Source organism: Bacillus sp. PSXD-155, assembly GCF_049310765.1.
Classification (GTDB): Bacteria; Bacillota; Bacilli; order Bacillales; family Bacillaceae_G; genus Bacillus_A; species Bacillus_A cereus.
This window is the reverse complement of the sequence record NZ_JBMOWC010000010.1, coordinates 24,608-50,981: the sequence shown is the minus strand read 5'-3', so window position 1 is coordinate 50,981 and position 26,374 is coordinate 24,608. Positions and strand designations below refer to the sequence as shown.

Sequence of the window (26,374 nt, the reverse complement as noted above, 5' to 3'; positions counted from 1 at the left end):
TATGCTAATTCATGTAAACGGTTTACTAAATCGTATTTTGCTAGAAATGAAGGGAAGATTCGCATGGAAACAAGGGGGAGAGTAATCGGGATTGATATCGGTACCACAAGTACAAAAACGGTTGTGTTCACAGAAAAAGGAAAAGTCATTGCATCACATGCAATCGATTACCCAATTATTCAACCGAATGTAGGATGGGCTGAGCAAGATCCTGATGTAATATGTGCCGCTGTATACAAAAGTGTAAGCGTTGCCATTGAAAAAGGTAATGTATTACCAGAAGATATTTCTTCAATCGGTATTAGTACAGCTATGCACGCATTAATTGCAGTAGATGAAAATGGTGCGCCATTAACGCGTTCTATCATTTGGGCAGATAATCGAAGTACGAAGCAATCAGAAAAATTATTACAACAAATGAATGGGCATGAAATTTATAGACGTACAGGTACACCGATTCATCCGATGTCACCACTTTCTAAATTGTTATGGATGAAAGAAGAGGAACCAGAGTTATATACAAGTGCCTATAAATTCATTTCCATTAAAGAGTATGTGATTTACCAATTATTTTCACGCTACGTAGTTGATTATTCGATTGCTTCTGCAACAGGGTTATTTAATTTAGAAACATTAAACTGGGATGAAGATGTTTTGACTATGTTACATATGTCACCAGAACAATTATCAACCCCTGTACCCACTACATATATTTTATCAGGTATGAAGCCAGAATTAGCACAGAAGATGGGGATAAGTGCAGAAACACCAATTGTCATCGGAGCAAGTGATGGGGTTCTTGCAAATGTAGGAGTTGGTGCGATATCACCGGGTGCGGCTGCAATTACGATTGGAACGAGTGGTGCGGTTCGAACAATCTCATCAAATATAAATACAGATGAGAAAGGGAGAACGTTTTGTTACGCATTAACAGATGAGCACTGGGTAATCGGTGGTCCAACGAATAACGGCGGAATATTACTGAGATGGTTACGTGATGAATTTGGTAGTCCAGAGCAAGAAGTAGCAAGAAAGCTCGGCATTGATCCTTATGATTTATTAATTAAATATGCAGAAAGCGTACCAGCTGGAGCGGATGGGCTATTGTTCTTACCTTTCTTATCTGGAGAACGCGCACCTTACTGGAATGCAAACGCTCGTGGTACATTCTTTGGAATCAATCTTCAACATAAACGAGAACATTTTATACGTGCAGTGATGGAAGGTGTTTGTATGAGTGTATATTCAGTAGCACTCGCAATCAGGGATTGTACAGGGCCACTTACTGAAATACGAGTTTCAGGAGGGTTTGCAAAATCTGCATTTTGGAGACAAATGTTGTCCGATATGATGGGAAAAGAATTGTTTGTACCTGAAAGTCATGAAGCATCTGCGCTTGGGGCAGCGGCAGTTGCTTTATATGCTGTAGGAAAAATTGATTCTCTTGAAGAGGTAAAGGATTGGATTGATATTGTCCATCACCATGTACCGAATAAAGAAAATACGGCTATATATTTAGAAATGTTTTATATGTATGAACGACTTTACAATCGCTTGAAAGAAGAATTTGATTGTATAGCTGCTTTCCAACGTAAACAATAGGGGGATTGGGAGAAATGGTAGTTGGGATCGTACTAGCGGCAGTTGTCATACTACTTTTACTTATTACGGTAGTAAAATGGCATCCATTTGTCGCATTAATTTTAACAGCAATTGGTGTAGGTTTAGCAATGGGAATGCCTTTAATTGGAACTTCACCAAAAGATCCAGGGATTATTGATTCTATTAAACTAGGGCTTGGTAATACGTTAGGCTTTTTAGCGATAGTTTTAGCACTAGGAACGATGCTTGGAAAAATGATGGCCGAATCTGGCGGTGCTGAACGTATCGCTAACACATTAATTAATCGTTTTGGGAAGAAACGAGTTCACTGGGCGATGATGTTCGTTGCATTTTTAGTAGGGATTCCGGTATTTTTCCAAGTTGGATTCGTCCTATTAATTCCGTTAGTATTTACAATTGCGTTAGAAACTGGGGTATCACTTATTACAATCGGTATTCCGCTAGTAGCAGGACTGTCAGTCGTACACGGACTTGTCCCACCGCATCCAGCGGCAATGGCGGCAGTGGGTATTTTTAAAGCAGATGTAGGGAAGACAATTTTATATGCGTTAATTGTCGGACTTCCAACTGCAATTATTTCAGGTCCACTTTACGGGAAATGGATTGGTGCTCGTATACATAAGGAAGTACCATTAGATATAGCGGAGCAATTTATTGAAAGAGATAAGAAGAAAGAACTTCCTAGCTTCGGAAATACATTGTTTACTATTTTACTTCCAGTATTTCTTATGCTTGGTGCATCCATTGCTGAAGTAGCGTTACATAAAACGAGTCAACTTGCACAAGTGTTACACTTTATTGGAGATCCAATAGTCGCTTTATTAATTGCAACGATTTATTCTTTCTTTAGCCTTGGTTATGCAAAAGGATTTTCTAAAGATAAAGTATTACAATTTACAAATGATTGCCTTGGGCCAATTGCAAACATACTGTTAGTAATTGGTGCTGGTGGTGCATTTAATAAGGTATTATTAGATTCTGGAATTGGTACTACAATTGCTGAAATGGCGAAAGAATCACATATTTCACCAATATTACTTGGATGGGGAATTGCTGCACTTATCCGAGTTGCGACAGGATCGGCAACTGTTTCTATGATGACAGCAGCTGGTATTGTTGCGCCGATTGCAGCAAGTACACCAGGTGTAAATGTTGAATTATTAGCACTTGCAACAGGTGCAGGGTCATTAATTTTATCACACGTGAATGATTCAGGATTTTGGATGATTAAAGAGTATTTCGGAATGACTGTGAAAGAAACGTTATTAACATGGACTGCAATGGAGACTATATTATCTGTAGTAGCACTTGGGCTAATTTCGATATTAAATATATTTGTATAGAATAGGAGATTGATTAATATGAAACTAGGATTAATTGGATTAGGAAAAATGGGATTCCCATTAGCTGAACACTTACATGAAGACAAGCATGAAGTAGTTGTATACGATGTAAATAAAGAGCTTGTAGAAAAGGCAGGAAAACTAGGAATTACTGCACGTCATACATTAAAAGAAATGATCGCTGAATTAGAAGCTCCTCGTACGATCTGGGTAATGGTGCCTGCAGGAGAAGTTGTAGAGTCAGTATTAAAAGATGTGTATCCGTTATTAGATGAAGGTGATATCGTTATTGAAGGTGGAAATTCATTCTATAAAGATACGTTACGCCGTGCTGAAGAAGCAAAAAGCTTCGGATTACATTATGTAGATATCGGTACATCTGGCGGTGTAGAAGGAGCTAGATACGGTGCTTGTTTAATGGTTGGTGGAGAAAAAGAAATTTACGACCAATTAGAACCTTTATTTAAAGATTTAGCAGTAGAAAATGGCTATTCTTATGCTGGCCGCGTTGGTAGTGGTCATTTCTTAAAAATGGTTCATAACGGTATTGAATACGGCATGATGCAAGCAATTGCTGAAGGATTTGAAGTACTAGATAAGAGTGACTTTGATTTCAATTATGAAGATGTTGCAAAAGTATGGGCGAACGGATCAGTAATCCGCGGTTGGTTAATGGACTTAACTGAAAAAGCATTTGCAGATGATCCTAAACTTGATGGCATTAAAGGTGTAATGAACTCTTCAGGAGAAGGGAAATGGACTGTTGAAACTGCGCTTGAGTTACAAGCAGCGGCACCAGTAATCGCGATGTCATTATTTATGCGCTATCGTTCTCAGGAAGATGATACATTCCATGGAAAAGTAGTTTCAGCACTACGTAATCAGTTCGGTGGACATGAAGTTGTAAAAAAATAAGGATGTTTTTGAAAAGAAACTTGTGCATAAGCGCAAGTTTCTTTTTTATAGTTTAAGAAATTACTAATTTAAAAATACCAATCAATCATCGTTTTTTTGTCACAAATGACAGCTTCAACATTCATTGATTGAACAATATATTCTATATTTTCTTCTTTAGCTAATAATAAGGTTGTAAAGGAATCGTATATACTCATAAACGCATACTCATTGTCTTCTCCAGTAATAATTAACTCATTATTGCTAATGTCCCAAATATCTAATGGAGTAGTATTATTTACCTGTAATAATCCGTTTGTATCAAGAAGTGGTTCAGAGAAATATAGATTTTTTGCACCTTTAGAACCGAGGAGTTTAAGTAATTTGTGTAATAAAAATATAGACGTATAATCTTCTGTTGGATAATAAAGATTTTTTTTAAAGTTTGAATGTAGCTTTTCAGCTAAATCCTCTCTTTTATATTCTTCTGAAAAGGCACTAATGGAAGTCAAAATGGCCATTGCTAGGTCTGCGTATGAATGTAATCCACTACAAGACATCATTTCCTTCCAAGAAACGGATTTCCCATTGTGAATGATTTCTTCAGCGCTAGGATAGATGTGCTCATATGGTCTTTTTCTCACAGACTTTTCCCATCCTAAAGGCATTTGGACAAATGGATGTAGCAATATAGCTGCAGATTTAAAATTACTTGGTAGTTGTTCTAAAATTGGTGATTTGTCATCTAGCCAAATGTAATCCAACAAAATATAACCTCCTCTTAGACTTTGAAATGTACGGATTCCCGTATTATGTTTTTTTGTATTGATTGTATCAAATATAAAGCGAAGTATGAAATATGTCCCAACATAAAAGTAAGAATAAATAAAATGAAGTTTTCATAAATAGTAAAAGGGTGCTTATGTCATCAGTATAGCTAAAAAATGTTGTTACATATGAGAAGAGCGTGTTAATAAAATATGAGGTGGTTAAATGGGAAATGAGCAAGTGAAGTCTGTAAAGGAAGAAAAAAAGTTATGTCTTTGTATGATTGTCAAAAATGAGTCTAGAATTATGGAAAGATGTTTAAATGCAACAAAATCAATTGTAGATTATGTTTCTATTTGTGATACTGGATCGACGGATAATACGCCTGAAATTATTGAAAATTGGTGTAAGGAAAATGAGATACCTGGGACGGTTCATCATGAGCCGTTTAAAAACTTTGGTTATAACAGAAGTTTAGCTGTTTCATTAGCGCAAAAAACATATCCAGAAGCAGATTATTTATTAATATTAGATGCGGATATGATTTTAGAGGTTGATCCGAATTTCGATAAAACGAGCTTAACGGAAGATCATTATCTTACATTGCAATATGATGTTCATATTAAATATTGGCTTACACGTCTTTTGAAAGCTTCTTTACCATGGAAATCTGTCGGTGTTACTCATGAGTATTGGGATATAGATCGCTCAAAAGTTGGAGCGAATTACAATACGAAGGTAGATCGGTTAGAGACTCTTGTCGTGAATGATCCCGGAGATGGCGGGAGTAAAGCTGATAAATTTGAAAGAGATGAGAGGTTGTTGTTACAAGGAATAAACGACCCAGAAACAACGCCAGATTTGCATATAAGATATTTATTTTATTTAGCTCAGACTTATTTTCATTTAAGTCAATTTGAAGATTCGATTAAATGGTATAAAAAACGAGTGGAAGCAGGGGGTTGGGTTGAAGAGGTATTCTATTCGTTATTGCGAATAGGATTTTGTTATGAGCAGTTAGCAAATCGTTCAGCAAATAAACAAAATGAAGTGACAGATGCTGATGAAATAGAAAATGTTAAAGGGCAAGAAGAGAAATATTTAGCATTAGCTGTTTTTTATTTTCAAAAAGCGTGGGAATATAGACCAACTCGGGCTGAACCATTATACCAACTTGCAAGGTTGTATCGATTACGATCTCAAAACAATATTGCTTTGATGTATGCTCGGCAAGGAAAGGAAATTCCTTTTCCAAAGGATGATCTTTTATTTGTAGATTATCATGTGTATGATTACTTATTTGACTATGAAATTTCTATTAGTGCTTTCTATATACCGCATAAAAAACATTTAGGGGCCGTGTCGCAAAAGTATTTGGAATCGATTAAAGAAAAGATTCCATTTCATATAGCAAATGTAGTAGAGAATAATGCGAAATTTTATTAAATACATTTTCGGTTAAAGGAGTAGTGGAGTAATCATGAAATTAATGCGATGGGCGATTGAACTAGGAGAATCGGTGCATGGAAATACGTATGAAGAATTGATGCCACTACTAGACTATTATTATGATCGTGATCATTTAAAAGCGTATTGTATCGCAAATCTTCTTTTAAACATGGATGTATTAGATGAACATCGTGAAAGAATCGAATTAAGAAGATGCATCGCTGCTTATTATGCTGGATTATATAAAGTAGCAAGAAAACATGCAAATGAGTTAGTACTTAAACATCCGGATGTAGATTTATATAAAAATAATTTAAAATTAATGGAAGCTTATTTGAATAAAGAATATGATTATTGTCTTTTTATATGCCCAAAGACATATGGTAGTTTCATAGATGTTGCGCGAGCTTTAAAGTGGCGGTTGGAGCAGGAGGGAAATACAGTAATTATATCAGAAACAATACTGGAAAATGTAAAGAATACAGTTGTTTTTGGAGCACATACATACGCATATAACCCGAACCTTCTTCCGAAAGATGCAATTGTTTATAATTTAGAACAGCTATACGAAGGAAGTCCATATGCGCACCCCCTTTATTTAATATTATTAAAAGATAGAGTGATTTGGGATTATAGTAAACAAAATATAGAATGGCTTAAACAAAAAGGGGTAGGAAAAGAAATAAAACATGTAGAAATGAACTACGCTCCAACTTTGGAAATAAAAAAAGATGCGTTTGAAGATGAGATTATTGAAGATATTGATATTCTGTTTATAGGTGCCCTTAATCCGAGGCGACAAGCTATTTTTGATCATCTAAAAGCGATTGCCCCGAATTTAAATATAGTTTTTAAAAATAATGCGTGGGGAATTGTTAGAAATGAATTGATTGCTAGAGCTAAAATTATATTAAATATTCATTTTTATTTATCAGGAATTCTTGAAACACCTCGCGTGTCTTATGCAGTCGCAAATAAGAAATTTATTATTTCCGAAAATAGTAATCCAGAAGATGAGGTAGAGTGGCCAGGAATTGTGTTTACTTCGTACGAAAAAATAATTGAAAACGTAATGAAATATATAGAATTACCAGAAGAACGGAAAAGATTAGCGGAAAAAGCATATAATCATTTTGAAGCAAATGAAAGTTTAGGTACATTGAGCATGAGAGATGAAACGAAGTAATTGTGCGAAACTCATACGAAAGTATGAGTTCTTTTTTGTTTATCATACTATTTTATGAAACAAGTTAACTCTTTATATTGTGTTTTGTATAGAAATTTCTGATAATATATAAGTAGAACTTGAAAACAAAGGGGAGAAAGAATCATGAAACTAGTCGTTATTAACGGTACACCAAGAAAATTTGGTAGAACTCGCGTGGTGGCAAAATATATTGCGGATCAATTTGAAGGGGAATTATATGATTTAGCAATTGAGGAGTTACCTTTATACAATGGAGAAGAGTCACAACGTGATTTAGAGGCAGTAAAAAAATTGAAAACGTTAGTGAAAGCTGCGGATGGGGTTGTATTATGTACACCAGAATATCATAATGCGATGAGCGGTGCGCTGAAAAACTCTTTAGATTACTTAAGTAGTAGTGAATTTATTCATAAACCAGTTGCGTTGTTAGCGGTTGCTGGTGGCGGTAAAGGTGGAATAAATGCATTAAACAGCATGCGAACGGTCGCTAGAGGTGTTTATGCAAATGCCATTCCAAAACAAGTTGTGCTTGATGGATTACATGTGCAAGATGGTGAACTTGGGGAAGATGCCAAACCATTAATTCATGATGTAGTTAAAGAATTAAAAGCATATATGAGCGTATATAAAGAGGTGAAAAAGCAACTAGGAGTGGAGTGATATGTCCTCACTTTATCATGATTCTCGCTTGTATTACATTCTAGGGGCCAATAGTCTATCTGCTATTGGTTCCGGAATTGTTATGATAACGATTCCGTGGCTGTTAATTAAAGAGAGTGGAGGAGAGACAACATTTGGTTATGTTTCTATCATTGCAACCCTCATTATGTTTTTATTAACACCATTCATTGGGCAAAGTATTAATCGTTTTTCAAGAAAATCTTTATTGCTATGTAACGAAGGAATCGGAATTGCCGTAATTGGAATAATGGTTATATGGGGATTTGCGGGGCAACCTTATCATTCTATTCACTATATTCTTATTTATATAGCCGGATCATTCTACTATTTATTATTTTATCCTACAATATTTGCGTTCAACCAAGAGATATTTCAAGCGGAACATTATAAAAGTTTAAGTGGAACGATGGAAATACAAGGACAGTTAACACAAGTTATTTCTGGAGCGGCCGCGAGCTTCTTAATTGAAATTGTATCTTTGAAGTGGATTTTGTTAGTAGACATGTTAACTTTTGCTGGAGCATTTTTTCTTTTCTTATGTATACCGTACGTAAAGAAAAAAGAAGTGAAAAGAAAAATAACATTTAAGAAGCAATTGTTTGAAGGAATTCACTTTATGAAAAAACGTCCTAAGCTCTTTTGGTTCTTACTGGCCACTTATATGCCGTTTATAGGTGTTATGATGGCAAATTATTTAATACCAGTTTATATTTCGGATATACTTAAAGCCAATGCCTCTGTATACGCAATAGAGGGGATGATGTACGGTGTTGGAGCGGTTGTTGCAGGAATCTGTATTCCACTCATAATGAAATATGTAAAAACAGAAGTTTCAATCGTTATAACGATGTTCATTTATGTAATTTCAATTACCGCAATGAGTATTGAACCTTCCGTAATTTTCTTATATGGACTTGCAATTTTTCATGCAGTTGGAAATGCGGGTACAAGAGTGGCGAGAAATGTATTGATGATGGAGGAAATTCCAAACGAAGTAATGGGAAGAGTGGATAGCTTATTTCGATTAATTGGTACAGGAATACGAATTGTATTATTAATGCTGTTTACAGTTGGTGTATCTAAAGTCGGAGTCATGCTGCAGTTTTACGTATTAAGCTGCATATTGATCTTCTCATTAGGAATCGCTATTTATTATGTACTATCACAACGTAAAGTAGCGGCGCATGTTTCTAATAAATCAATCGTTTGAAAAAACACTTCTGCCTCCCTTTCTTTTTCTATATAATAACAAGAAAGGGAGTGAATACTTATTTATGAACAAATGGATCTTTCTTATGATTTTATTATTACCGCCACTATACATCATTTATATGACGTTTCGAATGAACAAAGTTGCTCGTGAAAAGTTGAGCTATCACTCTCCGTACGTTCTTATACTGGGTGCAAAGTTATTTGGAGATAGACCGTCTTTATCTCTTCAAAATCGTTTGGATGTAGCGTTGGAGTATTTATTTTCCCATCCTGAAGCGAAAGTAATTGTTTCAGGTGGTCAAGGAGAAGATGAAGATATACCGGAAGCTCATAGCATGAGAAATTATTTAATGGTACACGGTATAGATGAGAGTCGTATTTTAATAGAAGATCAATCTACAAATACGTATGAAAACTTAAAATTTAGTATGGATTTATATAATGTGAAACATGCGGTAGTTGTAAGTAATACATATCATTTATATCGAACGAAAATAATTGCAAAGCGTTTAGGTATGAAGATGGAGGCGCTAGCTGCTGAAACACCAATTCGTTCTAAGAGAAAAATGTATGTTCGCGAATATGCTGCTATTATGAAAACAATATTGTTCGACCGTTAGAGCTCAAATGCGAGCTCTTTTTTAATTTAAAAGCGTATCATTTGAAATGAATGCCATATTCCATCAAAATAAAGGAAACAACAGTAAAGGAGTTGTGTTTGTGATTCAATTTAATCATGTGTCAAAATCGTATGAAGATGGCACGAAAGCAGTGGATTCATTGCATTTAGAAATTAAAAAGGGAGAATTTTTCGTTCTCATCGGTCCGAGTGGTTGCGGGAAAACAACGACAATGAAGATGATTAATCGTTTAATCGAAACGACTGAAGGATCGATTTTAATCGATGGAAAAGATATTCAACAATATAATATAAACGAATTACGTTGGGATATAGGATATGTGTTGCAACAGATTGCATTGTTTCCTCATATGACAATCGCTGAAAATATTGCAGTTGTTCCTGAAATGAGGCAATGGAGCAAAAAGGAAATAAAAGCACGCGTCGATGACTTGTTACATATGGTTGGATTAGATCCGGATATATATCGAGATCGTATGCCTGATGAATTGTCAGGAGGACAAAAACAACGTGTCGGTGTCGTGCGAGCATTAGCCGCAAACCCGAAAATCGTTCTTATGGATGAACCATTTAGTGCGTTAGATCCATTAAGTAGGGAACAGCTTCAGAAGGATATTGTACAGTTGCAAAAAAAGATTCAAAAAACAATCGTGTTCGTAACACATGATATGCAAGAAGCATTATCACTTGGAGATCGCATTTGTATTATGAAAGATGGAAAAGTTGTTCAACTAGATACACCAGAAGGAATTATACATAATCCGAAAAATGAATTTGTAGAGGAGTTCATTGGAAATCGTGGACGAACTTGGTATGAGGAGAAAAGTGTAGCAGATGTATTGCCGCTTGATCAAAGTGTGCAATTAGAAGGGCAGGCACTATCATTACATTCTTCTTTACAAGAAGCGTTAGTTCGTGTGCGTGATGAGGAGATCGTTCCAGTTGAAGAAAACGGTCAATATATTGGAGCGTTAACAAGTCGTCATATCGTCAATTACATTGTTGAACAAATGAAGGAGAGAGGCTAAACAGTGACTAATTTTATACAAACGTTCCAAGAACGAAAAATAGAATTACTAACTGCATTAAGTGAGCACTTACAAATATCGCTTATTTCATTATTTTTTGCAGTAATTATAGCGGTGCCACTTGGCATTTTATTAACAAGAAAAGAACGAATGGCTGAATTTATAATAGGAACTTCTGCAGTAATGCAGACAGTGCCGTCACTTGCATTACTCGGACTATTAATTCCGTTAGTAGGAATCGGAAAACTTCCAGCGATTATTGCATTAGTTGTGTATGCACTATTACCTATTTTACGAAATACATATACAGGAATAAGGGAATTAGATGAATCACTAATAGAAGCCGCGAGAGCTATGGGGATGAATAGTTGGAGAAGGCTGTGGAAGGTAGAGCTTCCGCTTGCATTGCCTATCATTATGGCCGGTATTCGTACAGCGATGGTATTAATTGTTGGAACGGCTACATTAGCAGCTCTCATTGGTGCTGGTGGGCTCGGTAAGCTTATATTATTAGGCATAGATCGAAATGATCATGCACTTATCATTTTAGGGGCCGTACCAGCCGCGTTACTCGCTTTATTCTTTGATATAGTACTTCGCATACTTGAACGACCGAAACGCTCTTCTAAGCATGTTATATTGACGATATGTATAGTTGTAGTAATGATTGCTTCTCCATTTCTTTGGAGTACAGAAAAGAAAGATATTGTTATTGCGGGCAAACTTGGATCAGAACCTGAAATTTTAATTCAAATGTATAAGCAGCTTATTGAACAAGATACCGATTTAAACGTACAATTAAAACCAGGTCTTGGAAAAACAGCATTTGTATTTGAAGCGTTGAAATCCGGGGAAGTAGATATATACCCAGAATTTTCAGGAACAGCTTTATCTACTTTCGTGAAAGAAGAACCAAAGAGCACAAATCGTGATGAAGTATATGATCAGGCTCGCATTGGAATGGAAAAGAAATATAATATGGTTATGTTGAAGCCAATGGAGTATAACAATACATATGCACTAGCCATGCCGAAAAAAATAGCAGATCAAAAGAATATAAATACAATTTCTGATTTAGGGAATGTTGCGCAGGAAGCCAAAGTAGGGTTTACATTGGAATTTGCTGATCGTGAAGATGGTTATAAAGGAATGCAAAAATTATATAACTATAAGTTCTCGAATGTTAAAACGATGGAGCCGAAGCTGCGTTATAGCGCAATTCAATCTGGAGATGTTAACGTAATTGATGCATATTCAACAGATAGTGAATTGGAGCAATACGGACTGAAAGTGCTAAAAGATGATAAAGGGTTATTCCCACCTTATCAAGGAGCACCATTATTAAGAAAAGAAACGTTACAGAAATATCCTGAACTTGAAAAGGTATTAAATAAATTATCTGGAAAGATTACAGATGGAGAAATGCGAAAAATGAATTTTGAAGTTAACGTAAATGGTAAAAGTAGTGAAGAAGTCGCAAAACAATTTTTAGAAAAAGAGAATTTACTTCGTTAAATTTACAAGAAATATACAAATTTATATGTTTGAAATGACCGTTCATTACAAAATGAGCGGTTTTTTTTGTGCATACTTATACATTTTTTCAAAAAAGTATTCCATTTTTGTTCATTTTCTTTTAGAATAAGTAATGTTTTCCTGAAAAAATATAAGAGAAACGTCTATTAGAGAAAAAGGTGACTTTAATAGTTGAACGAACATAACACCTAGAATGACAGATGGGGTGGTACAAATAGAAAAGAAGTTAGGATTTTTTCCATTAATCGCATTAGTAGTTGGAACAATGGTTGGTGGCGGTGTTTTTAGTTTACCGCATGATTTAGCAGTAGGAGCAAACAGTGGTGCAATAATAATTGGCTGGTGTATTACAGCGATGGGAATGATTCCACTTGCGCTCGTATATCAAACGTTAGCAAGACAAAAACCGGAACTTGAAGGTGGAATTTATAGTTATGCACGTGCTGGTTTCGGTGAATATATTGGATTTAATAGTGCTTGGGGATATTGGCTAGCAGGAATCTTAGGTAATGTCGCAACAATTATGTTACTGTTTAGTACATTAGGTTATTTCTTTCCAATTTTCAAAGGAGGAAATAATGTTGCATCTATCGTTGGGGCATCACTTTTATTATGGACACTTCATTTTCTAATTTTATTTGGAATCCGTGAAGCTTCTATTATGAATGTTATCGCAACAATAGGGAAGTTAGTTCCAATCGTTTTATTTATTGTTGTAATGGTAACAGCCTTTCGCTGGGACACATTTACACATGATTTTTGGGGAGAAGGAACCTTCTCACTTTCCGCTATACTTGGTCAAGTGAAAAATACAATGCTTGTAACACTTTGGGTTTTCATTGGAGTTGAAGGAGCGGTTGTATTATCCGGAAGAGCGAAGAATAGCCGAGATGTTGGTAAGGCAACAGTAATGGGACTTATTTTAGTAATGTCCATATATATTTTAATTTCTGTTCTGTCAATGGGAGCGATGACAAGAAGCGAACTTTCTGTGCTAGAAACTCCGTCAATGGGACATGTATTAGAGCATGTTGTTGGTCCATGGGGTGCAGTTGCGATTAACATTGGGTTAGTTGCTTCACTTGTCGGTACATTAATTGGCTGGTTTTTACTTGTTTCTGAAATTTCTCATGTAGCCGGAAAAGATGGCGTATTTCCGAAAGTCTTTACGAAAACAAATAAAAAGCAAACACCGCACATGGCATTATGGATTTCAAATGGTGTTGCCCAAATTATATTTATCATCGTTCTGTTTTCAGAATCAACATATCAAATTATGTATTTCATTGCATCAACATCAATTTTATTACCATATTTATTATCAGCGTTATTCCAATTTAAATTAGTCATTACAAACGAGCTAAAAGACGCTAAATTAAAAAATGGAGCGTTAGCTTTAATTGCTTCTATTTACTCTGTATGGCTTCTTTATGCAGCTGGTTTAAAGAATTTACTACTCGTTTCAATTGTGTATGGAATTGGAATTATTGTTTACACGTTTGCAAGAAAAGAACAAGGGAACCGTTGCTTTGCAGGTGCAGAGAAATATGTGATGTGGGCAATTATTATTGCGGCTATCACATCACTGTATATGTTATTAACTGGAAATATAAAAATGTAAAAAGTCCTTTTCATTTAAAGGGCTTTTTTCTTTGTTTAGAGAATATTTACTACATAAGATATTCAGGAGGGATGAGAATGGAAGAAAAAGAACAGCTGTCTAGAATAATTGATTTAGCTAGTGAGTTAAGGAAAGTATTAGTGCAAGAATCTTTTTTTAATCATCATCCTGAGCTGAGAGGAGTCATTGAGAATTTAGCAAGTTCTGTTGAAAATTTGGCGGAATTGCAAAAAAGTAAAGATGAAAATGCTGAAGATCGATTACGTTACGTACTTGCTAAAATGAAAATTGCTCATAATGCAATTTTACAAGAGAAAAAAGCATTTCCTTCTCATTAATATACGTTTTAATTTTGAACCTGGCGGATAACGTCAGGTTTTTTATTTCTAGTTTTTCGTTTCTTTCATACACTAAGAATAGTATGAAAAAAGAAGGTGACTAAGGTGAAATTACATAAAGCTCTTCAGCCAAGTTTTATAAAACGAATGTACTATATGAGATTTTTAGGGAAATTTACAAAAGCTGAAAAAGAGAAGAGTGGAGAGAATTTCTTTGTACAATGCTTATCGCCAATACCATTCACTTTACAGGAACAATTTGCAAATGAACCCTATGTATTTGAAGGATTATGTAGTAATAAAAAGAATGAAAAAATCTTTTTGGAATTAAAGAAGAGGAAATTAGAAAAGCAATTAGTGATGTTTCGTCTTTATTATGAAAGAGGAAATGTATACGTGGAGTTAATATGTACAGAAGAACCGAAAGAAATAGCAAGCAGCTATAAAATGATTCCGGCACCTAAAGTTACAAATAATAAAAAAAGAGAATCTTTAGAACGAAAACTTAGCAACGGTTATTTATCATTTCTTATGCCAAAATTTCCGAAAGACTTTGAGCCTCCCGAATTATTGTGGCACGATGGAAGACTGTATGGAAACATATCCTTAAAGTCATCAATTAGCTCAATCGCATATTTTGAACAGAAACGTGAATGTAAATATATAAACTGCAGTGACTGGACGAAGTATGTAGAAATAGCGGTAGAAGATCAATTATATTTTGTAAGTGATCATGTGTATGAGCAATTAAAAAAACGAATGCATGAAGAAGGTAAGCTAGTTGAAGTAGAGGATATAAAAGTGCAAAAAGATGAATGGGAATGGGATGAGCGTGAATCGTCCTTTTTACAGTATGTACAAAGTATGGTGCATAATAAAGGGCTATATTTGGATGCAACGGATATATATAATTTCCATATAAGTGTAAAAACAAATATGTTAACGATTCTTGGTGGTATACCGGGCGTTGGGAAATCACGTTTTGTGCAAACTTATGCAGAAGCATTAGGATTACAGTATGGGGAAGAATTGGTTTGGATTCCAATTTCACCATCGTATCAAGAACCACATGATTTACTTGGTTACCTTCATCCAAATGGTACTTTTATTGAAAGTGAAACGAAGTTAGTTAGGACGTTAATGAAGGCGAAAGAAAATCCCAATCAACTGTATATAATCGTTTTTGATGAAATGAACATGTCACATATTGAGCATTGGTTTACTCCATTTTTATCTGTTCTTCAACTTGAAACAAAAAATCGTATTTTAAACTTGTATGAGGGTGTTCAGGACATTGAGAATTCAATTCCATCAACAATTGAAATTGGAGAAAATATTATATTTGTAGGTACTGTGAATTTTGATGAAACAACGAAAGAGCTCTCCGATCGATTATTAGACCGAACGAACTTAATAACGTTACAAAAAATTCCGTTTTGTGAGATGGGCATGGAACTGGGGAAAGTCGTATTACACCCACCTTTGAAAGTAACAGCGGGAGAATTTCGGATAAATTGGATGAGAAATAAAGCGATGATTGAAGTGTTTTCTGAAGAAGAATTAGAGCTATTAGATAAGTTGCATGTCGTATTGTCATCACATGATGCGTCTAAGGGAATTTCTTTCCGATGTGCAAACGCAATTGCGACTTATTTGCAAAATATACCGTTCCAAAATAACCATACCTATATGATCAGTAGAGAAGAAGGGTTTGATTTACAAATAAAGCAGCGTGTATTGACGAAAATCAGAGGGACCGAAATGATGGTTGGTTCTTTACTTTCTGAAGAAGCAAAAAGGGGAGCGACCTTAGTACCTCTTTTGCAATCTGCACTTGCAAACAGAGTATCTACATTTGAACACTCTTTAGCATATATACGAGAAAAACGTAGGGAACTGGAGTTGTATGGATATGCAAAATGAAGGGCGTTACGAAACAAAAATCGTTGATACGAATGAAACGCTCCCTTTTGTATTAAAGTTAATCATTGGAAATGAGGGGAAAGGAGATTATATTTTATTAAATCGTCTTTGTACATCTACTACAGCATTAGTTCAATGCATTTATAAAGTACAAGAATTAAAACCGATTAGATTGCAGTACAATTATGAAATCCCAATGAATATTACTTTTATATGGAATAAAGTATATGAGGGACAGAAAAATATAAAAGAGGCTCAATATGAAATAAATGAAAAAAAACAAAGAGTATTAATATATGAACATGGGAAAACAGAATTCTTTTATCCATGGCGCTGTGGTTTATACCATTTTGAAGTGCGTATAGAAGATACAACGTATTATGGTGCTTTTCAAATCGTACCGAAAAATTTTTTTGATGATCAATTTGAAATGATTCAAGACTATGTGAAGTCAATTTTAAATGAGTTGATTTTGGATAGAGGTTATTATAAAAAGACTTTCTCTGCACTTAGCGATATTGAGGATTCTTCTTATTTAGTTTTGCTTAGAAAGTTACCCCAAAAAATGAAGATGATAAAGCAAATCTTTAAGAAAATAGAATCAAGCTCAAAATTTATAAATGCATATAAATGGGAAGGAAAAGAGAGAAAGCCAACAAGAAAAGGAACCATAGTGGCAGAAAGAAAACCTTATGCAAAACATTATAATCGTAAGTTTATGGAACAAAAAAATAGTAAGGAAAATGCATTTCTTAAATATAAATCGATGCAATTTTATCATTATTTAATTGAAGCTAAAAGTTTTTTACGTCAAACAATTGAAATATTAGAAAGAGAAAAAAAGAAAAAATCAGAAGAGTTTCAAGCCGTAAAAACGATTATACAAACAATTGAGCGTAATGGATCAGTAACCGATAGAGAGAAGCAAAAATATAAAAATATACATTTACTAAAAGAAGCCGATTTACGAAAGAGCTCAATGAAAATACAAGAATATAAAATATTGGCGCACATTGTTCATGAAAATGTACAATACTTTCAAATGTTAATGCACTCCTCGTTTTGGAGGGAAGTTACTGAAACAAGTAACATGAACTTACATGATTTACCGATACCACATCAACAATTACTACATCATTTAGAAGTACTCCCGCAATATACGGATCAATCTCCATCGTTATTATTTGTTTATAAGCCAACGTTTTTAGTGTATGAATATTACGCTTTTTTTATCGTTATTTCAATTTTAGAGCAAATTGGTTTTGAGGCTAGAAATTCCATTCGTGAACAAATACAAGAACATTTTTATGTAGATGGATTACAAGATGGAACGACAGTAGTTTTACAACGAGATGATTTAAAGGTACATGTCGCATTTAATGACTTAATTGAAACACATCCTCTTATTGCATTAAGTAAAGGGAGTAATTTTTACAATGGTGAGGATACGAAGAAGCCAGATATTCGCTTAGACTGTTATGTAAAAGAAGATGGGAAATACGTATATAAATCTTCTATTATTATTGAAGTGAAGTATAGTCCAATGTACAATATTTTTCAGCACGTCGGAAATACGAAAGCAACTGAGCAAATGTATAAGTATTGGTCTATAAAGTATGTAGAAGAACAGGATGGAAAGCGAGTCTATTATCGAAGGTCAATTTATGAAGTCATTTGTGTATATCCAGGAAGCCATATGCATAGTAAAAAAATTGAGTCTGGATGCGGTGTTTTCTTGCAGTTATATCCATATAAGACGAAACAAGGGGAAGAGAAATTAGCTGGAAAACATGGGATGGTACAAATTTTTGAAAAGTGGTTAAAAAGCATTGAGAAGTAAAAGAAATCCTTTTTCATAAAGGATTTTTTTAGATTAAGAAGAATTATATGCTGTATGGAAAGAAACATATTGTAAGTTAGATTTGAAAAGTGATACAAATGTGTTATTAAAAGGAATGTGAGCGCGGGATAAAAGTCGATTAAATTGGAATCTAATTCATTTTGCAGAATATAATAAGTAATAAATATTTTTAGTTGCATACGAAGATTTGTTCTTATATGATAGATAGTGAAAGCGTTATCAAAAACAGAGCGACGATGGGAAAGGCGGTTAAATATGTTCCAGCGTGTTCAAACAAAGGAAGAACATTTTGGGTTCGAGCAACTATGGGGAGATTTTTGTGAAGAAAGAAACTTAATGTTCGTAGAACGTAATTTAAATCCATCACGATTTTTATTAATAGAAGATGAACATCCTATTGGTACAGTAGAATGTATTAAGTATACGGTACCTGAACAATCAAATTCTGAGTTTTTCTATCCGTTTTCTAAAAATGATTTAGTAAAAGATTTGAAGAATGTGTATGAAATAGGCAAGTTAAGTATTTCGAAAACGTCTCGTGGGAGAGGACATTTCAAAAGGCTAACAGCTATTTTATTTATACATGCGTTAGAAACAAAAGCTGAATGGTACATTGCAGCAGTAACAAAAAGAATGTATATGTATTTACTTACACTCGGTTTTCCAATTGAACCGATAGATAATCCATTTCAGTTTCATGATACTTTACAAGGTGTACCAGTAAGAATTCATGCTCGAAAAGGGGTTACGCATTTGTATTCTTTAAAAGAATTTCGCGATGTGATTCAAGGGAATGCTCATGCACAGGCATTAATTGCAGAATACAGTAAAAATATTATGTTAACGAAATAAAACGAAGTGAATATGTATAATAAAGAGAATAATATTTTTATAAGATATAACTCTTCATTAAAAAAGACCCTTATTATTTTAATAAGGGTCTAAAAATTATAATCCAAATATACTAAAAATCATTTTGCGGCGCTTTGGTTTCTTTTCTCGTTCGTATGTTGGTTTTGAATCAGGAGTAATATAAATGGGTTCTTCTTTCGTTAGGGCAGCTTCTAATTTTTGAATTCGTTCTAACATTTCCTCCATTTCACGACGGTGTTGTAAAAGTTGGTACGTGACGACATCATTTGCCTTATCTTGCATTTGTTCTTCCATTCGATCGAGTCTTCTCGTCATAGTGTTTAATTGATCAGCTAATTGTTCAAAATCATTCGATGATATGTTTTGAACAATTGTATTGACTTGAGTTTTTAATTCTTCAACCTCATTTGAGGAAGTCTTTTGAGTAGGTTGAGGATTTTGAGACTGCTCTATTTGAAATAGATGGTGTTCTAACATTTGATCGACATCATCTTGTGTGAAAATAAAGTGGCCATATTTGTTTTTTTCTATCGTAAGATTTAATTGTTGCGCGATCCGGACAACAGCCTTTGGGCTAACACCTAATTTTTTTGCGATAAATGGTGTTTTATATTCCAAAATAATCCCTCCTATATATATCCTGTTGAATGATTTCGAGCTATGAAGTAAGTTCCCTTCTAGTGCGACAAAAGAAGTGTGGAATCGGCAAAGAAAGTGTTTTTTCACGAAATTGAGTTGAGAAGAATAGTTCGTTTAAATAAAAATGTTTTATCGTAACATTTAGAATAATTTGACGAGTGTAAATGAATTAGATTATCATAATGATAAATATCTTTTTTATGTATGCATATAATATATAAAAAGGTGGTTGCTAATGTAGAATTTTGTTAGAGTATTAGAATGCTTACTTCACTTGAATAAAATTAAGTAGGAGGTGGCTTCCTTGCTTACAATGTAAGTAAGGAAAAGTATTTGGACATATATAGTATAAGTATAGTGATTGTTTTAATTGCCTTAACGGCATTTTTCGTTGCAGCAGAATTTGCAATTGTTAAAGTGAGAAGTTCACGAATTGACTATTTAATTGCAGAAGGAAATAATCGTGCAACATCGGTCAAAACAGTCATTACAAACTTAGACGAATATTTATCTGCTTGTCAGTTAGGAATTACTGTTACAGCTTTAGGAATTGGGTGGTTTGGTAAACCTGCGTTAAAGCAAATGTTTGATACGCTTTTTGCAAATTGGAATATCTCTACTCAACTAGCAGACATTTTTGCTGTAACTTTAGTATTTTTGTTAATTACTTTTTTACATGTTGTAATAGGGGAATTGGCCCCAAAAACATTTGCAATTCAAAAATCTGAACAAGTGAGTTTGCTTGTTTCTAAGCCGTTAATTTTCTTTTATCGTATTGCATTCCCATTCATTTGGCTATTAAATGGTTCAGCTCGAATCATTACGAAGCTGCTAGGGCTGAAACCGCCGAAGGGGCATGATGAGGTTCATTCAGAAGAAGAATTACGGTTGTTAGTTTCAGAAAGTTATAAAAATGGTGAGATTAATCAATCTGAATATAAATATGTAAATAAAATTTTTGAATTTGATGATCGGATTGCAAAAGAAATAATGGTACCTCGAACTGAAATGAATATTATAAGTAAAGAAATGCCCGCTGAAGAAGCTTTGCAAAAAATGTCTCGCGAAAAATATACAAGGTATCCAGTTGTTGATGGAGACAAAGACCACGTAATAGGTTTTGTGAATTTTAAAGATATTTTTACTGAGTTTGTACAACATAAAGCTGTTAATAAGAAGACAGTAGAGCAATATATGAGACCAATTATTTTAGTTATCGATTCTATTCCAATTCATGATTTGTTTTTAAAAATGCAAAAAGAAAGAACACATATTGCTATATTGATAGATGAATATGGTGGGACATCTGGACTTGTTACTGTTGAAGATATTTTGGAAGAAATTGTTGGAGATATTCAGGATGAGTTTGATACGGATGAGCAGCCAGAAATTCAAAAGGTTAGTGAAACGAAGACGATACTAGAGGGAAAAGTACTTGTTAGTGAAGTGAATACGTTATTTGGTTTAGGGATTGATGATGATGGTGTTGATACAATCGGTGGTTGGATTTTAACGAAGAATATAGAGATTGCTGAAGAGGATTCCATTGAAATTGAAAATTATAAGTTTTGTGTGAAACAATTAGATGGACATTATATAAAAAGATTAGAAGTTACAAAGATAGTAGAATCGATTGTTATTTTAGAAGATGAAAAACAAATTCCGTTACAAGAGCAAATTAGCTCGTAAACTCTGCTATATAGCAGAGTTTTTTTGAGCATAATGTTTTTTTGAGGGATAAGGGCTATGATACAATGACATAAGTTGAACCTTTCACTAGGTGAAGTATTGTTGTATACATATATTTGGAAGGAGAAGAAGTATGAAAAAGCATTTATATATAAACGGAAATTGGAAATCTGTAAACACGTATAAACCATTATACGCACCATATTCTGAAGAAACATTAGCGGAAATTGCACAAGGAACGGAAGAAGATGTAAAAGAGGCTGTTACTGCTGCAAAAAATGCAATGATAAAAATGAATAAATTATCTGCATATGATCGTGCGACTATTTTAGAGAAAGTTGCACAAAAAATGGATGAAAGAAGAGAAGAATTTGCAGAGATTATTGCAAAAGAAGCTGCAAAACCAATACGTGCTGCAAGGGGAGAAGTAGATCGTACTGTTCAAACGTACAAATTTGCAGCTGAAGAAGCGAAGCGTATATATGGTGAGACATTGCCATTAGACGCCGCACCTGGTGCGGATGGGCGTATTGCATATACAATCCGAAAGCCGATTGGGGTTATAGGGGCTATTACACCATTTAATTTCCCGTTAAATTTAGTAGCGCATAAAGTTGGACCAGCAATTGCTGCTGGAAATACAGTTGTATTAAAGCCAGCTGATCAAACGCCATTATCATCTTATGCATTAGTTGAGTTATTTGAAGAGGCAGGATTGCCAAATGGAGCTTTAAATATCATTTCTGGCCCTGGCGCCACGGTTGGTGAGGCAATCGTCAAAAATGATTACGTTGCTTCTATTACTTTTACCGGAAGTCCAAAAGTTGGAATCGGAATAAAACAAAAGGCTGGGCTAAAACGAGTTACGTTAGAACTAGGTTCAAATGCTGCTGTTATTATTGATGAAGATGTAGAGTTAACAGATGAAATAATTGAACGTGTAAAATGGGGAGCATTTGTTAATAATGGGCAAGTTTGTATTTCCGTACAACGTGTTTTTGTACATGAAACGAAAATGCATGAATTTCTCTCGAAGCTAAAGAAAGCGATGGAATCAGTTGTTGTTGGTGATCCACTGCTTGAGGAAACGGATGTATCAGCTTTAATTTCAAAAAAAGATGTAGAGCGAATTGATATGTGGGTTCAAGAAGCAATCAAGGAAGGAGCAACTGTTTTATGCGGTGGTAAGAAGCGGGATGCAAGAATTTTTGAACCGACTGTATTAACAAATGTTCCAGATCATGTATCTGTGCAGTGCCAAGAAGTATTCGGTCCACTCATGACAGTAAATACATTTAAAGAATTTGATGAAGCGATTGAGCAAGTAAATAATTCGCGTTACGGCTTACAGGCAGGAGTATTTACAAATAATTTATTTAAAGCAATGCGTGCAATTGATGAGCTAGAGGTTGGTGGTGTCATGATTAATGATATTCCAACGTTCAGAGTAGATCATATGCCTTATGGTGGTGTGAAAGAAAGTGGCACGGGGCGCGAAGGAATTAAATATGCAATAGAAGAAATGACAGAAATGAAATTAGTATGTATTAAAAAATAAAATAGAAAACTTAAAATTTGCGCTAAAAAACGAGTAGAGAATGTTTACGATTCCATACTCGTTTTTTTACGCTTTTAGTAACTATTTAATTAAGTGTAACTTTTACTTCATTTCTTGTTTGAAAATAGTATCTTCTACATAAATTTGTTCTTTATCTACAGCAGTAGCATGAGTTAATACTAAACCGATTGGTGTTTCTGTATCTTTATTTTGAACAATTGTAAAAGGAACATTTTTTTCGTTTGCTAATTTAATGTATTTTGATAAATGTGGGTAAGCAATGCTACCATTTAGGAGGAGTTGTAATGATTGAGAAGAGCGCATGCTACCTGCCACTTCAGAGTATACATTACTTTGCATTACTTGACCGATCGTTAAAGCGATTTCTACACGCTCACGTAATGTAGTTAAATACATATTACGTTCTTCTGGTTTGTTTTGCTTTTGGCCGTAAATGCCTTCTTGGAGATAATCTTCCACATTTTTATTTACCATATTTTTCACACCTTTCATTTTCTATTGTACGCAAGAATTAAAAATGATGCAAAAAAAAGTCGTTTTGACTACGGAAATAATGAAAATATGTGAAGGAAAAAGGGAATTTGCATACAATTAGTTAAATAAGAAAGAAAAAATAATTTTATCAACAGAAATTAACAAAATGTGACAAAAATCTATTAACGAATCGTATTTTTTGTGTTAATATTCAAAATATAAAGGGTATTCGTCGTATGGAAATGGAGGGAATGGAGGTTTTTCCAATCGATAAGGATATTAAAGAAATATTTTGTTCACACTTGAAAAACAATAGGCACCAATTCGTAGAGAACTGGAAAAACAAAATGATAATTTCCGAAAAAGATCCATTTAAACTAGAAGTAGTTCAAAATGGAGAGGATTTACTAGAGTTAATTATCGAACTTACTATGGAAGATAAAGATATAAATTATCTTCAACCGTTATGCGAGAAAATTGCTATTGAACGTGCTGGAGCAGATGCGAATATTGGAGATTTTGTTTATAACGCAAACGTGGGAAGAAATGAACTTTTCGAAGCGATGTGTGAATTAGATGTTAGCGCTCGTGAATTGAAACCAATTATGGCAAAAATACATACTTGTTTTGACAAATTAATTTATTATACTGTTTTAAAATACTCGGAAATTATATCGAAGAATTTAGAGGAAAAACAGCAATATATTAACGAAACACATAAAGAAAGACTGACGATTTTAGGACAAATGTCAGCTAGTTTTGTACATGAATTTCGTAATCCGCTTACTTCCATTATGGGGTTTGTCAAATTATTAAAGGCAGATCATCCGAGTTTATCGTATTTAGATATTATTTCGCATGAATTAGATCAATTAAATTTTCGTATTTCGCAATTTTTACTCGTATCGAAAAAAGAAATGTGGAATGAATCGGAACGGTTTTGGCTTAATGACTTGTTTCAAGACATTATACAATTCTTATATCCGAGTTTGGTCAATGCGAATGTTTTGATTGAAAAGAATTTACCGTATCCAATTCCGCTTGTTGGTTATCGAAGTGAAGTGAGACAAGTATTTTTAAACATATTAATGAATTCAATTGATGCTCTTGAATCAATGAAAGAAGAACGAAAAATTATCATTGATGTATTTGAAGAAGATCAAGCTATTCGAATTGTGATAAAAAATAATGGACCAATGATTCCAGCTGAAAATGTAGAAACGATTTTTGAACCATTTGTAACTACTAAAAAGTTAGGAACTGGTATTGGATTATTTGTATGTAAACAAATTGTGGAAAAACATAATGGATCCATTATGTGTCGATCAGATAACGATTGGACAGAATTTCAAATTGCATTTCAAAAATAAACAGTCTACACCAAATGAATGGTGTAGACTGTTTTAATTTGTAAGTATAACGGCTTCTAATTTAGGATCTTTAGTTGAATAACCTACTATTGAAATTGTATAAATAACATTTGGTTCAACATTGAATTTCGGTATAGTCAATAAAACGTTTTTATTATCTGCGAGTGAAATTTCAATATCTGCTGTACCAGGGCTAACTTGTAAAAAATCTGTTATTTGTTTAAAGAGTACATTTTCAAATAAATGATCTCCATCTTTTAAATCTACATTTACAACAGGGGTATCTGGAGAGAAATGTGCAAAGCGTATTTTAGCTTGACCAGCTGGTAAATGTGTATTATCAAGTATAGGTTGTAATTGTAGGTGATTATCACTATTTATTGCAGCAAGAGTATAAGTATGATTTCCCATTATTGGTACCAATGCTGAAAAGATTGGAGTTTCATTTCCGACAGGGACAATATCTATACGGTATTTACCTTGCACTAATGATAAATAAGGGCTGAATTGCTTAAATGAAATACTTTTAATAACCTTTTGTCCGTTTACTAAAATATCAACCGCTGATATATTTGGATCGGCATGAAAAATTCTTATATGTGACGGTAAAGCAGCTTCTTGTGAATCCCTTTTCTCATGCGCCTGTACAAGTTTTGAAAGTGCATCGCAATATTTCATATATAATTCTATATATTTTTTAGGATTACGAAACTGATAGTAACGTGCGAGCTGTTCGTATTGCGTAACTTCTTGTCCATATTTTTCAATTTCAGATTGAGACATGAACATTCCTCCTTTGTCATCATTAAAACTATATGCGAAGCAAGAAAGCGGTTATGCGAAAAAAATAATTTTATAAAGGGAATATTAAAAATTGACAACTAATATGTCGTCATAAAGAGCTGCTGGTGCTTACGAGTATTTGGCAGAGTAAAGCAGTACATATGACTGCACGAAAGTAAAATAAATGCCAAATTGAAACTGCATTTCAATTAACATATTGAGTACATGTCCAGCAATCGCTAGAAAACTAGAGTTTTTTTTAATTATAGGCAAATACACATACAAAGTGATAATTGTCCTACATAAATTATAAAGGAAAGGTAGTTTGAATCTGAGGAAAGGGGTGCCACTTCGGGATAGGGATATCCCGATAGTAATTGTGAATGAAGTTATGAAAAGGTTTTGTCTTATAGGCTGTAGGATGAATTTGTAAACATGATTTTTCTATTTATTTTAGCAATTGACAGTATTAACCCATAAGAGAGCGTCATGACGAACTGATTAGTGTGGTTAATCGGTTCTTTTTTTATAGTTTAAAAATGAAAAGTTTACATATTAAATATGAATCTGAATTGGTTAGTAAGGTGGGGTGTCGAAATTTGTTTTAAAATATGCAATTTAAAGTAGGATATTAGGAAGGAGTTTAACGGGAGTTCCGTCGAAGTGTACAGAATGTCGGCATTTAAGGGCAGCTGGCATTATGCTATAAAAACATTTGGTGATGTAGTCATTTCATATAAAAGGGAGGGTTATTTGGGCGTATAGAAAAGGATTGGTCTTCGCTTTGAGTTCTGAATTTTCTGTTTTATAAATATTTTTAAGCACTCATTTGTATATTTTATA

The 26,374-nt window shown here is 34.0% G+C and carries 22 protein-coding genes; 18 read left to right on the top strand and 4 right to left on the bottom strand.

The genetic code is table 11. The features are described from left to right. Positions 1 to 63 precede the first annotated feature (63 nt). Genes gntK through gnd form a run of 3 tightly spaced genes read left to right on the top strand, consistent with a single transcriptional unit; the run spans position 64 to position 3,881 of the window. The gene (gene gntK, locus ACO6VI_RS13760) at positions 64 to 1,602 is read left to right on the top strand and encodes a gluconokinase (RefSeq protein ID WP_000449997.1); all 1,539 of its coding nucleotides are present in this window, start codon (positions 64 to 66) and stop codon (positions 1,600 to 1,602) included. Between the two features lie 14 nt (positions 1,603 to 1,616). Then, a complete protein-coding gene (locus ACO6VI_RS13755) occupies positions 1,617 to 2,966 on the top strand; it encodes a GntP family permease (protein WP_000260205.1) in 1,350 nt (449 codons plus the stop codon). 18 nt (positions 2,967 to 2,984) lie between these two features. After that, positions 2,985 to 3,881: a phosphogluconate dehydrogenase (NAD(+)-dependent, decarboxylating) gene (gene gnd / locus ACO6VI_RS13750; RefSeq protein ID WP_000765981.1), complete on the top strand. Its 897-nt coding sequence runs from the start codon at positions 2,985 to 2,987 to the stop codon at positions 3,879 to 3,881. Positions 3,882 to 3,949: 68 nt separating this feature from the next. On the opposite strand, the gene ACO6VI_RS13745 is transcribed toward gnd, so the two are convergent. Further along, on the bottom strand, positions 3,950 to 4,714 hold the full coding sequence (locus tag ACO6VI_RS13745; protein ID WP_043924654.1) for a DUF2711 family protein: 765 nt from the start codon (positions 4,712 to 4,714) through the stop codon (positions 3,950 to 3,952). A gap of 139 nt (positions 4,715 to 4,853) precedes the next feature. On the opposite strand from ACO6VI_RS13745, the gene ACO6VI_RS13740 reads away from it, so the two are divergent. The 12 genes from ACO6VI_RS13740 (at position 4,854) to ACO6VI_RS13685 (ending at position 18,976) form a co-directional block, all read left to right on the top strand. After that, a complete protein-coding gene (locus ACO6VI_RS13740) occupies positions 4,854 to 6,074 on the top strand; it encodes a tetratricopeptide repeat-containing glycosyltransferase (protein WP_023521843.1) in 1,221 nt (406 codons plus the stop codon). 34 nt (positions 6,075 to 6,108) lie between these two features. Beyond that, positions 6,109 to 7,263 carry a DNA-binding protein gene (locus tag ACO6VI_RS13735; protein WP_088020935.1) on the top strand — a complete coding sequence of 385 codons (1,155 nt, stop codon included), beginning with the start codon at positions 6,109 to 6,111 and terminating at the stop codon, positions 7,261 to 7,263. 144 nt (positions 7,264 to 7,407) lie between these two features. Then, a complete protein-coding gene (locus ACO6VI_RS13730; RefSeq protein WP_000780355.1) occupies positions 7,408 to 7,944 on the top strand; it encodes an NADPH-dependent FMN reductase in 537 nt (178 codons plus the stop codon). Between the two features lies 1 nt (position 7,945). After that, entirely contained in the window at positions 7,946 to 9,175 is a 1,230-nt protein-coding gene (locus ACO6VI_RS13725; protein WP_422423495.1) for an MFS transporter, read from the top strand. A 64-nt stretch (positions 9,176 to 9,239) separates the two neighbouring features. Beyond that, positions 9,240 to 9,797: a YdcF family protein gene (locus ACO6VI_RS13720; protein ID WP_001045718.1), complete on the top strand. Its 558-nt coding sequence runs from the start codon at positions 9,240 to 9,242 to the stop codon at positions 9,795 to 9,797. 100 nt (positions 9,798 to 9,897) lie between these two features. Continuing rightward, positions 9,898 to 10,845, top strand: coding sequence for an ABC transporter ATP-binding protein (locus ACO6VI_RS13715; protein WP_000614073.1), 948 nt, complete (start codon positions 9,898 to 9,900; stop codon positions 10,843 to 10,845). Positions 10,846 to 10,848: 3 nt separating this feature from the next. Continuing rightward, positions 10,849 to 12,360, top strand: coding sequence for an ABC transporter permease/substrate-binding protein (locus tag ACO6VI_RS13710; RefSeq protein ID WP_063547161.1), 1,512 nt, complete (start codon positions 10,849 to 10,851; stop codon positions 12,358 to 12,360). Positions 12,361 to 12,574: 214 nt separating this feature from the next. Further along, entirely contained in the window at positions 12,575 to 14,002 is a 1,428-nt protein-coding gene (locus tag ACO6VI_RS13705; RefSeq protein ID WP_000129441.1) for a basic amino acid/polyamine antiporter, read from the top strand. 77 nt (positions 14,003 to 14,079) lie between these two features. Continuing rightward, entirely contained in the window at positions 14,080 to 14,340 is a 261-nt protein-coding gene (locus ACO6VI_RS13700) for a hypothetical protein (protein ID WP_000391447.1), read from the top strand. A 105-nt stretch (positions 14,341 to 14,445) separates the two neighbouring features. Beyond that, positions 14,446 to 16,263 (top strand): AAA family ATPase, encoded by a 1,818-nt coding sequence (locus ACO6VI_RS13695; RefSeq protein ID WP_000766193.1) that lies wholly within the window; start codon positions 14,446 to 14,448, stop codon positions 16,261 to 16,263. Continuing rightward, entirely contained in the window at positions 16,253 to 18,103 is a 1,851-nt protein-coding gene (locus ACO6VI_RS13690) for a hypothetical protein (RefSeq protein ID WP_001178725.1), read from the top strand. Before ACO6VI_RS13695 ends, ACO6VI_RS13690 begins: the two co-directional genes overlap by 11 nt. A 276-nt stretch (positions 18,104 to 18,379) precedes the next feature. Continuing rightward, positions 18,380 to 18,976 carry a hypothetical protein gene (locus tag ACO6VI_RS13685; protein ID WP_000487795.1) on the top strand — a complete coding sequence of 199 codons (597 nt, stop codon included), beginning with the start codon at positions 18,380 to 18,382 and terminating at the stop codon, positions 18,974 to 18,976. A gap of 96 nt (positions 18,977 to 19,072) precedes the next feature. Here ACO6VI_RS13685 and racA read toward each other — a convergent pair whose 3' ends face one another. Beyond that, a complete protein-coding gene (gene racA, locus ACO6VI_RS13680; protein ID WP_000456014.1) occupies positions 19,073 to 19,615 on the bottom strand; it encodes a chromosome-anchoring protein RacA in 543 nt (180 codons plus the stop codon). A gap of 354 nt (positions 19,616 to 19,969) precedes the next feature. Here racA and ACO6VI_RS13675 point away from each other — a divergent pair, with 354 nt between their 5' ends. Beyond that, on the top strand, positions 19,970 to 21,325 hold the full coding sequence (locus tag ACO6VI_RS13675) for a hemolysin family protein (RefSeq protein ID WP_422423493.1): 1,356 nt from the start codon (positions 19,970 to 19,972) through the stop codon (positions 21,323 to 21,325). A gap of 133 nt (positions 21,326 to 21,458) precedes the next feature. Next, positions 21,459 to 22,883, top strand: coding sequence for an aldehyde dehydrogenase family protein (locus ACO6VI_RS13670; protein WP_000716480.1), 1,425 nt, complete (start codon positions 21,459 to 21,461; stop codon positions 22,881 to 22,883). A gap of 102 nt (positions 22,884 to 22,985) precedes the next feature. On the opposite strand, the gene ACO6VI_RS13665 is transcribed toward ACO6VI_RS13670, so the two are convergent. Next, complete coding sequence (locus ACO6VI_RS13665) at positions 22,986 to 23,378, bottom strand: YueI family protein (RefSeq protein ID WP_000247562.1); 393 nt, start codon at positions 23,376 to 23,378, stop codon at positions 22,986 to 22,988. A 236-nt stretch (positions 23,379 to 23,614) separates the two neighbouring features. Here ACO6VI_RS13665 and ACO6VI_RS13660 point away from each other — a divergent pair, with 236 nt between their 5' ends. Beyond that, positions 23,615 to 24,748 carry a BA2291 family sporulation histidine kinase gene (locus ACO6VI_RS13660; protein WP_000425086.1) on the top strand — a complete coding sequence of 378 codons (1,134 nt, stop codon included), beginning with the start codon at positions 23,615 to 23,617 and terminating at the stop codon, positions 24,746 to 24,748. Positions 24,749 to 24,781: 33 nt separating this feature from the next. On the opposite strand, the gene ACO6VI_RS13655 is transcribed toward ACO6VI_RS13660, so the two are convergent. Then, positions 24,782 to 25,531, bottom strand: a complete 750-nt coding sequence (locus ACO6VI_RS13655; protein WP_000083276.1) for a DUF4397 domain-containing protein — start codon at positions 25,529 to 25,531, stop codon at positions 24,782 to 24,784. Positions 25,532 to 26,374 lie beyond the last annotated feature (843 nt).

Excerpts from the sequence above, each read along its gene's own strand:
- gntK (WP_000449997.1), top strand. The coding sequence starts at position 64 with ATGGAAACAAGGGGGAGAGTAATCGGGATTGATATCGGTACCACAAGT.
- ACO6VI_RS13755 (WP_000260205.1), top strand. The coding sequence starts at position 1,617 with ATGGTAGTTGGGATCGTACTAGCGGCAGTTGTCATACTACTTTTACTT.
- gnd (WP_000765981.1), top strand. The coding sequence starts at position 2,985 with ATGAAACTAGGATTAATTGGATTAGGAAAAATGGGATTCCCATTAGCT.
- ACO6VI_RS13740 (WP_023521843.1), top strand. The coding sequence starts at position 4,854 with ATGGGAAATGAGCAAGTGAAGTCTGTAAAGGAAGAAAAAAAGTTATGT.
- ACO6VI_RS13735 (WP_088020935.1), top strand. The coding sequence starts at position 6,109 with ATGAAATTAATGCGATGGGCGATTGAACTAGGAGAATCGGTGCATGGA.
- ACO6VI_RS13730 (WP_000780355.1), top strand. The coding sequence starts at position 7,408 with ATGAAACTAGTCGTTATTAACGGTACACCAAGAAAATTTGGTAGAACT.
- ACO6VI_RS13725 (WP_422423495.1), top strand. The coding sequence starts at position 7,946 with ATGTCCTCACTTTATCATGATTCTCGCTTGTATTACATTCTAGGGGCC.
- ACO6VI_RS13720 (WP_001045718.1), top strand. The coding sequence starts at position 9,240 with ATGAACAAATGGATCTTTCTTATGATTTTATTATTACCGCCACTATAC.
- ACO6VI_RS13705 (WP_000129441.1), top strand. The coding sequence starts at position 12,575 with ATGACAGATGGGGTGGTACAAATAGAAAAGAAGTTAGGATTTTTTCCA.
- ACO6VI_RS13700 (WP_000391447.1), top strand. The coding sequence starts at position 14,080 with ATGGAAGAAAAAGAACAGCTGTCTAGAATAATTGATTTAGCTAGTGAG.
- ACO6VI_RS13690 (WP_001178725.1), top strand. The coding sequence starts at position 16,253 with ATGCAAAATGAAGGGCGTTACGAAACAAAAATCGTTGATACGAATGAA.
- ACO6VI_RS13685 (WP_000487795.1), top strand. The coding sequence starts at position 18,380 with ATGTTCCAGCGTGTTCAAACAAAGGAAGAACATTTTGGGTTCGAGCAA.
- ACO6VI_RS13670 (WP_000716480.1), top strand. The coding sequence starts at position 21,459 with ATGAAAAAGCATTTATATATAAACGGAAATTGGAAATCTGTAAACACG.
- ACO6VI_RS13665 (WP_000247562.1), bottom strand. The coding sequence starts at position 23,378 with ATGGTAAATAAAAATGTGGAAGATTATCTCCAAGAAGGCATTTACGGC.
- ACO6VI_RS13660 (WP_000425086.1), top strand. The coding sequence starts at position 23,615 with ATGGAAATGGAGGGAATGGAGGTTTTTCCAATCGATAAGGATATTAAA.
- ACO6VI_RS13655 (WP_000083276.1), bottom strand. The coding sequence starts at position 25,531 with ATGTCTCAATCTGAAATTGAAAAATATGGACAAGAAGTTACGCAATAC.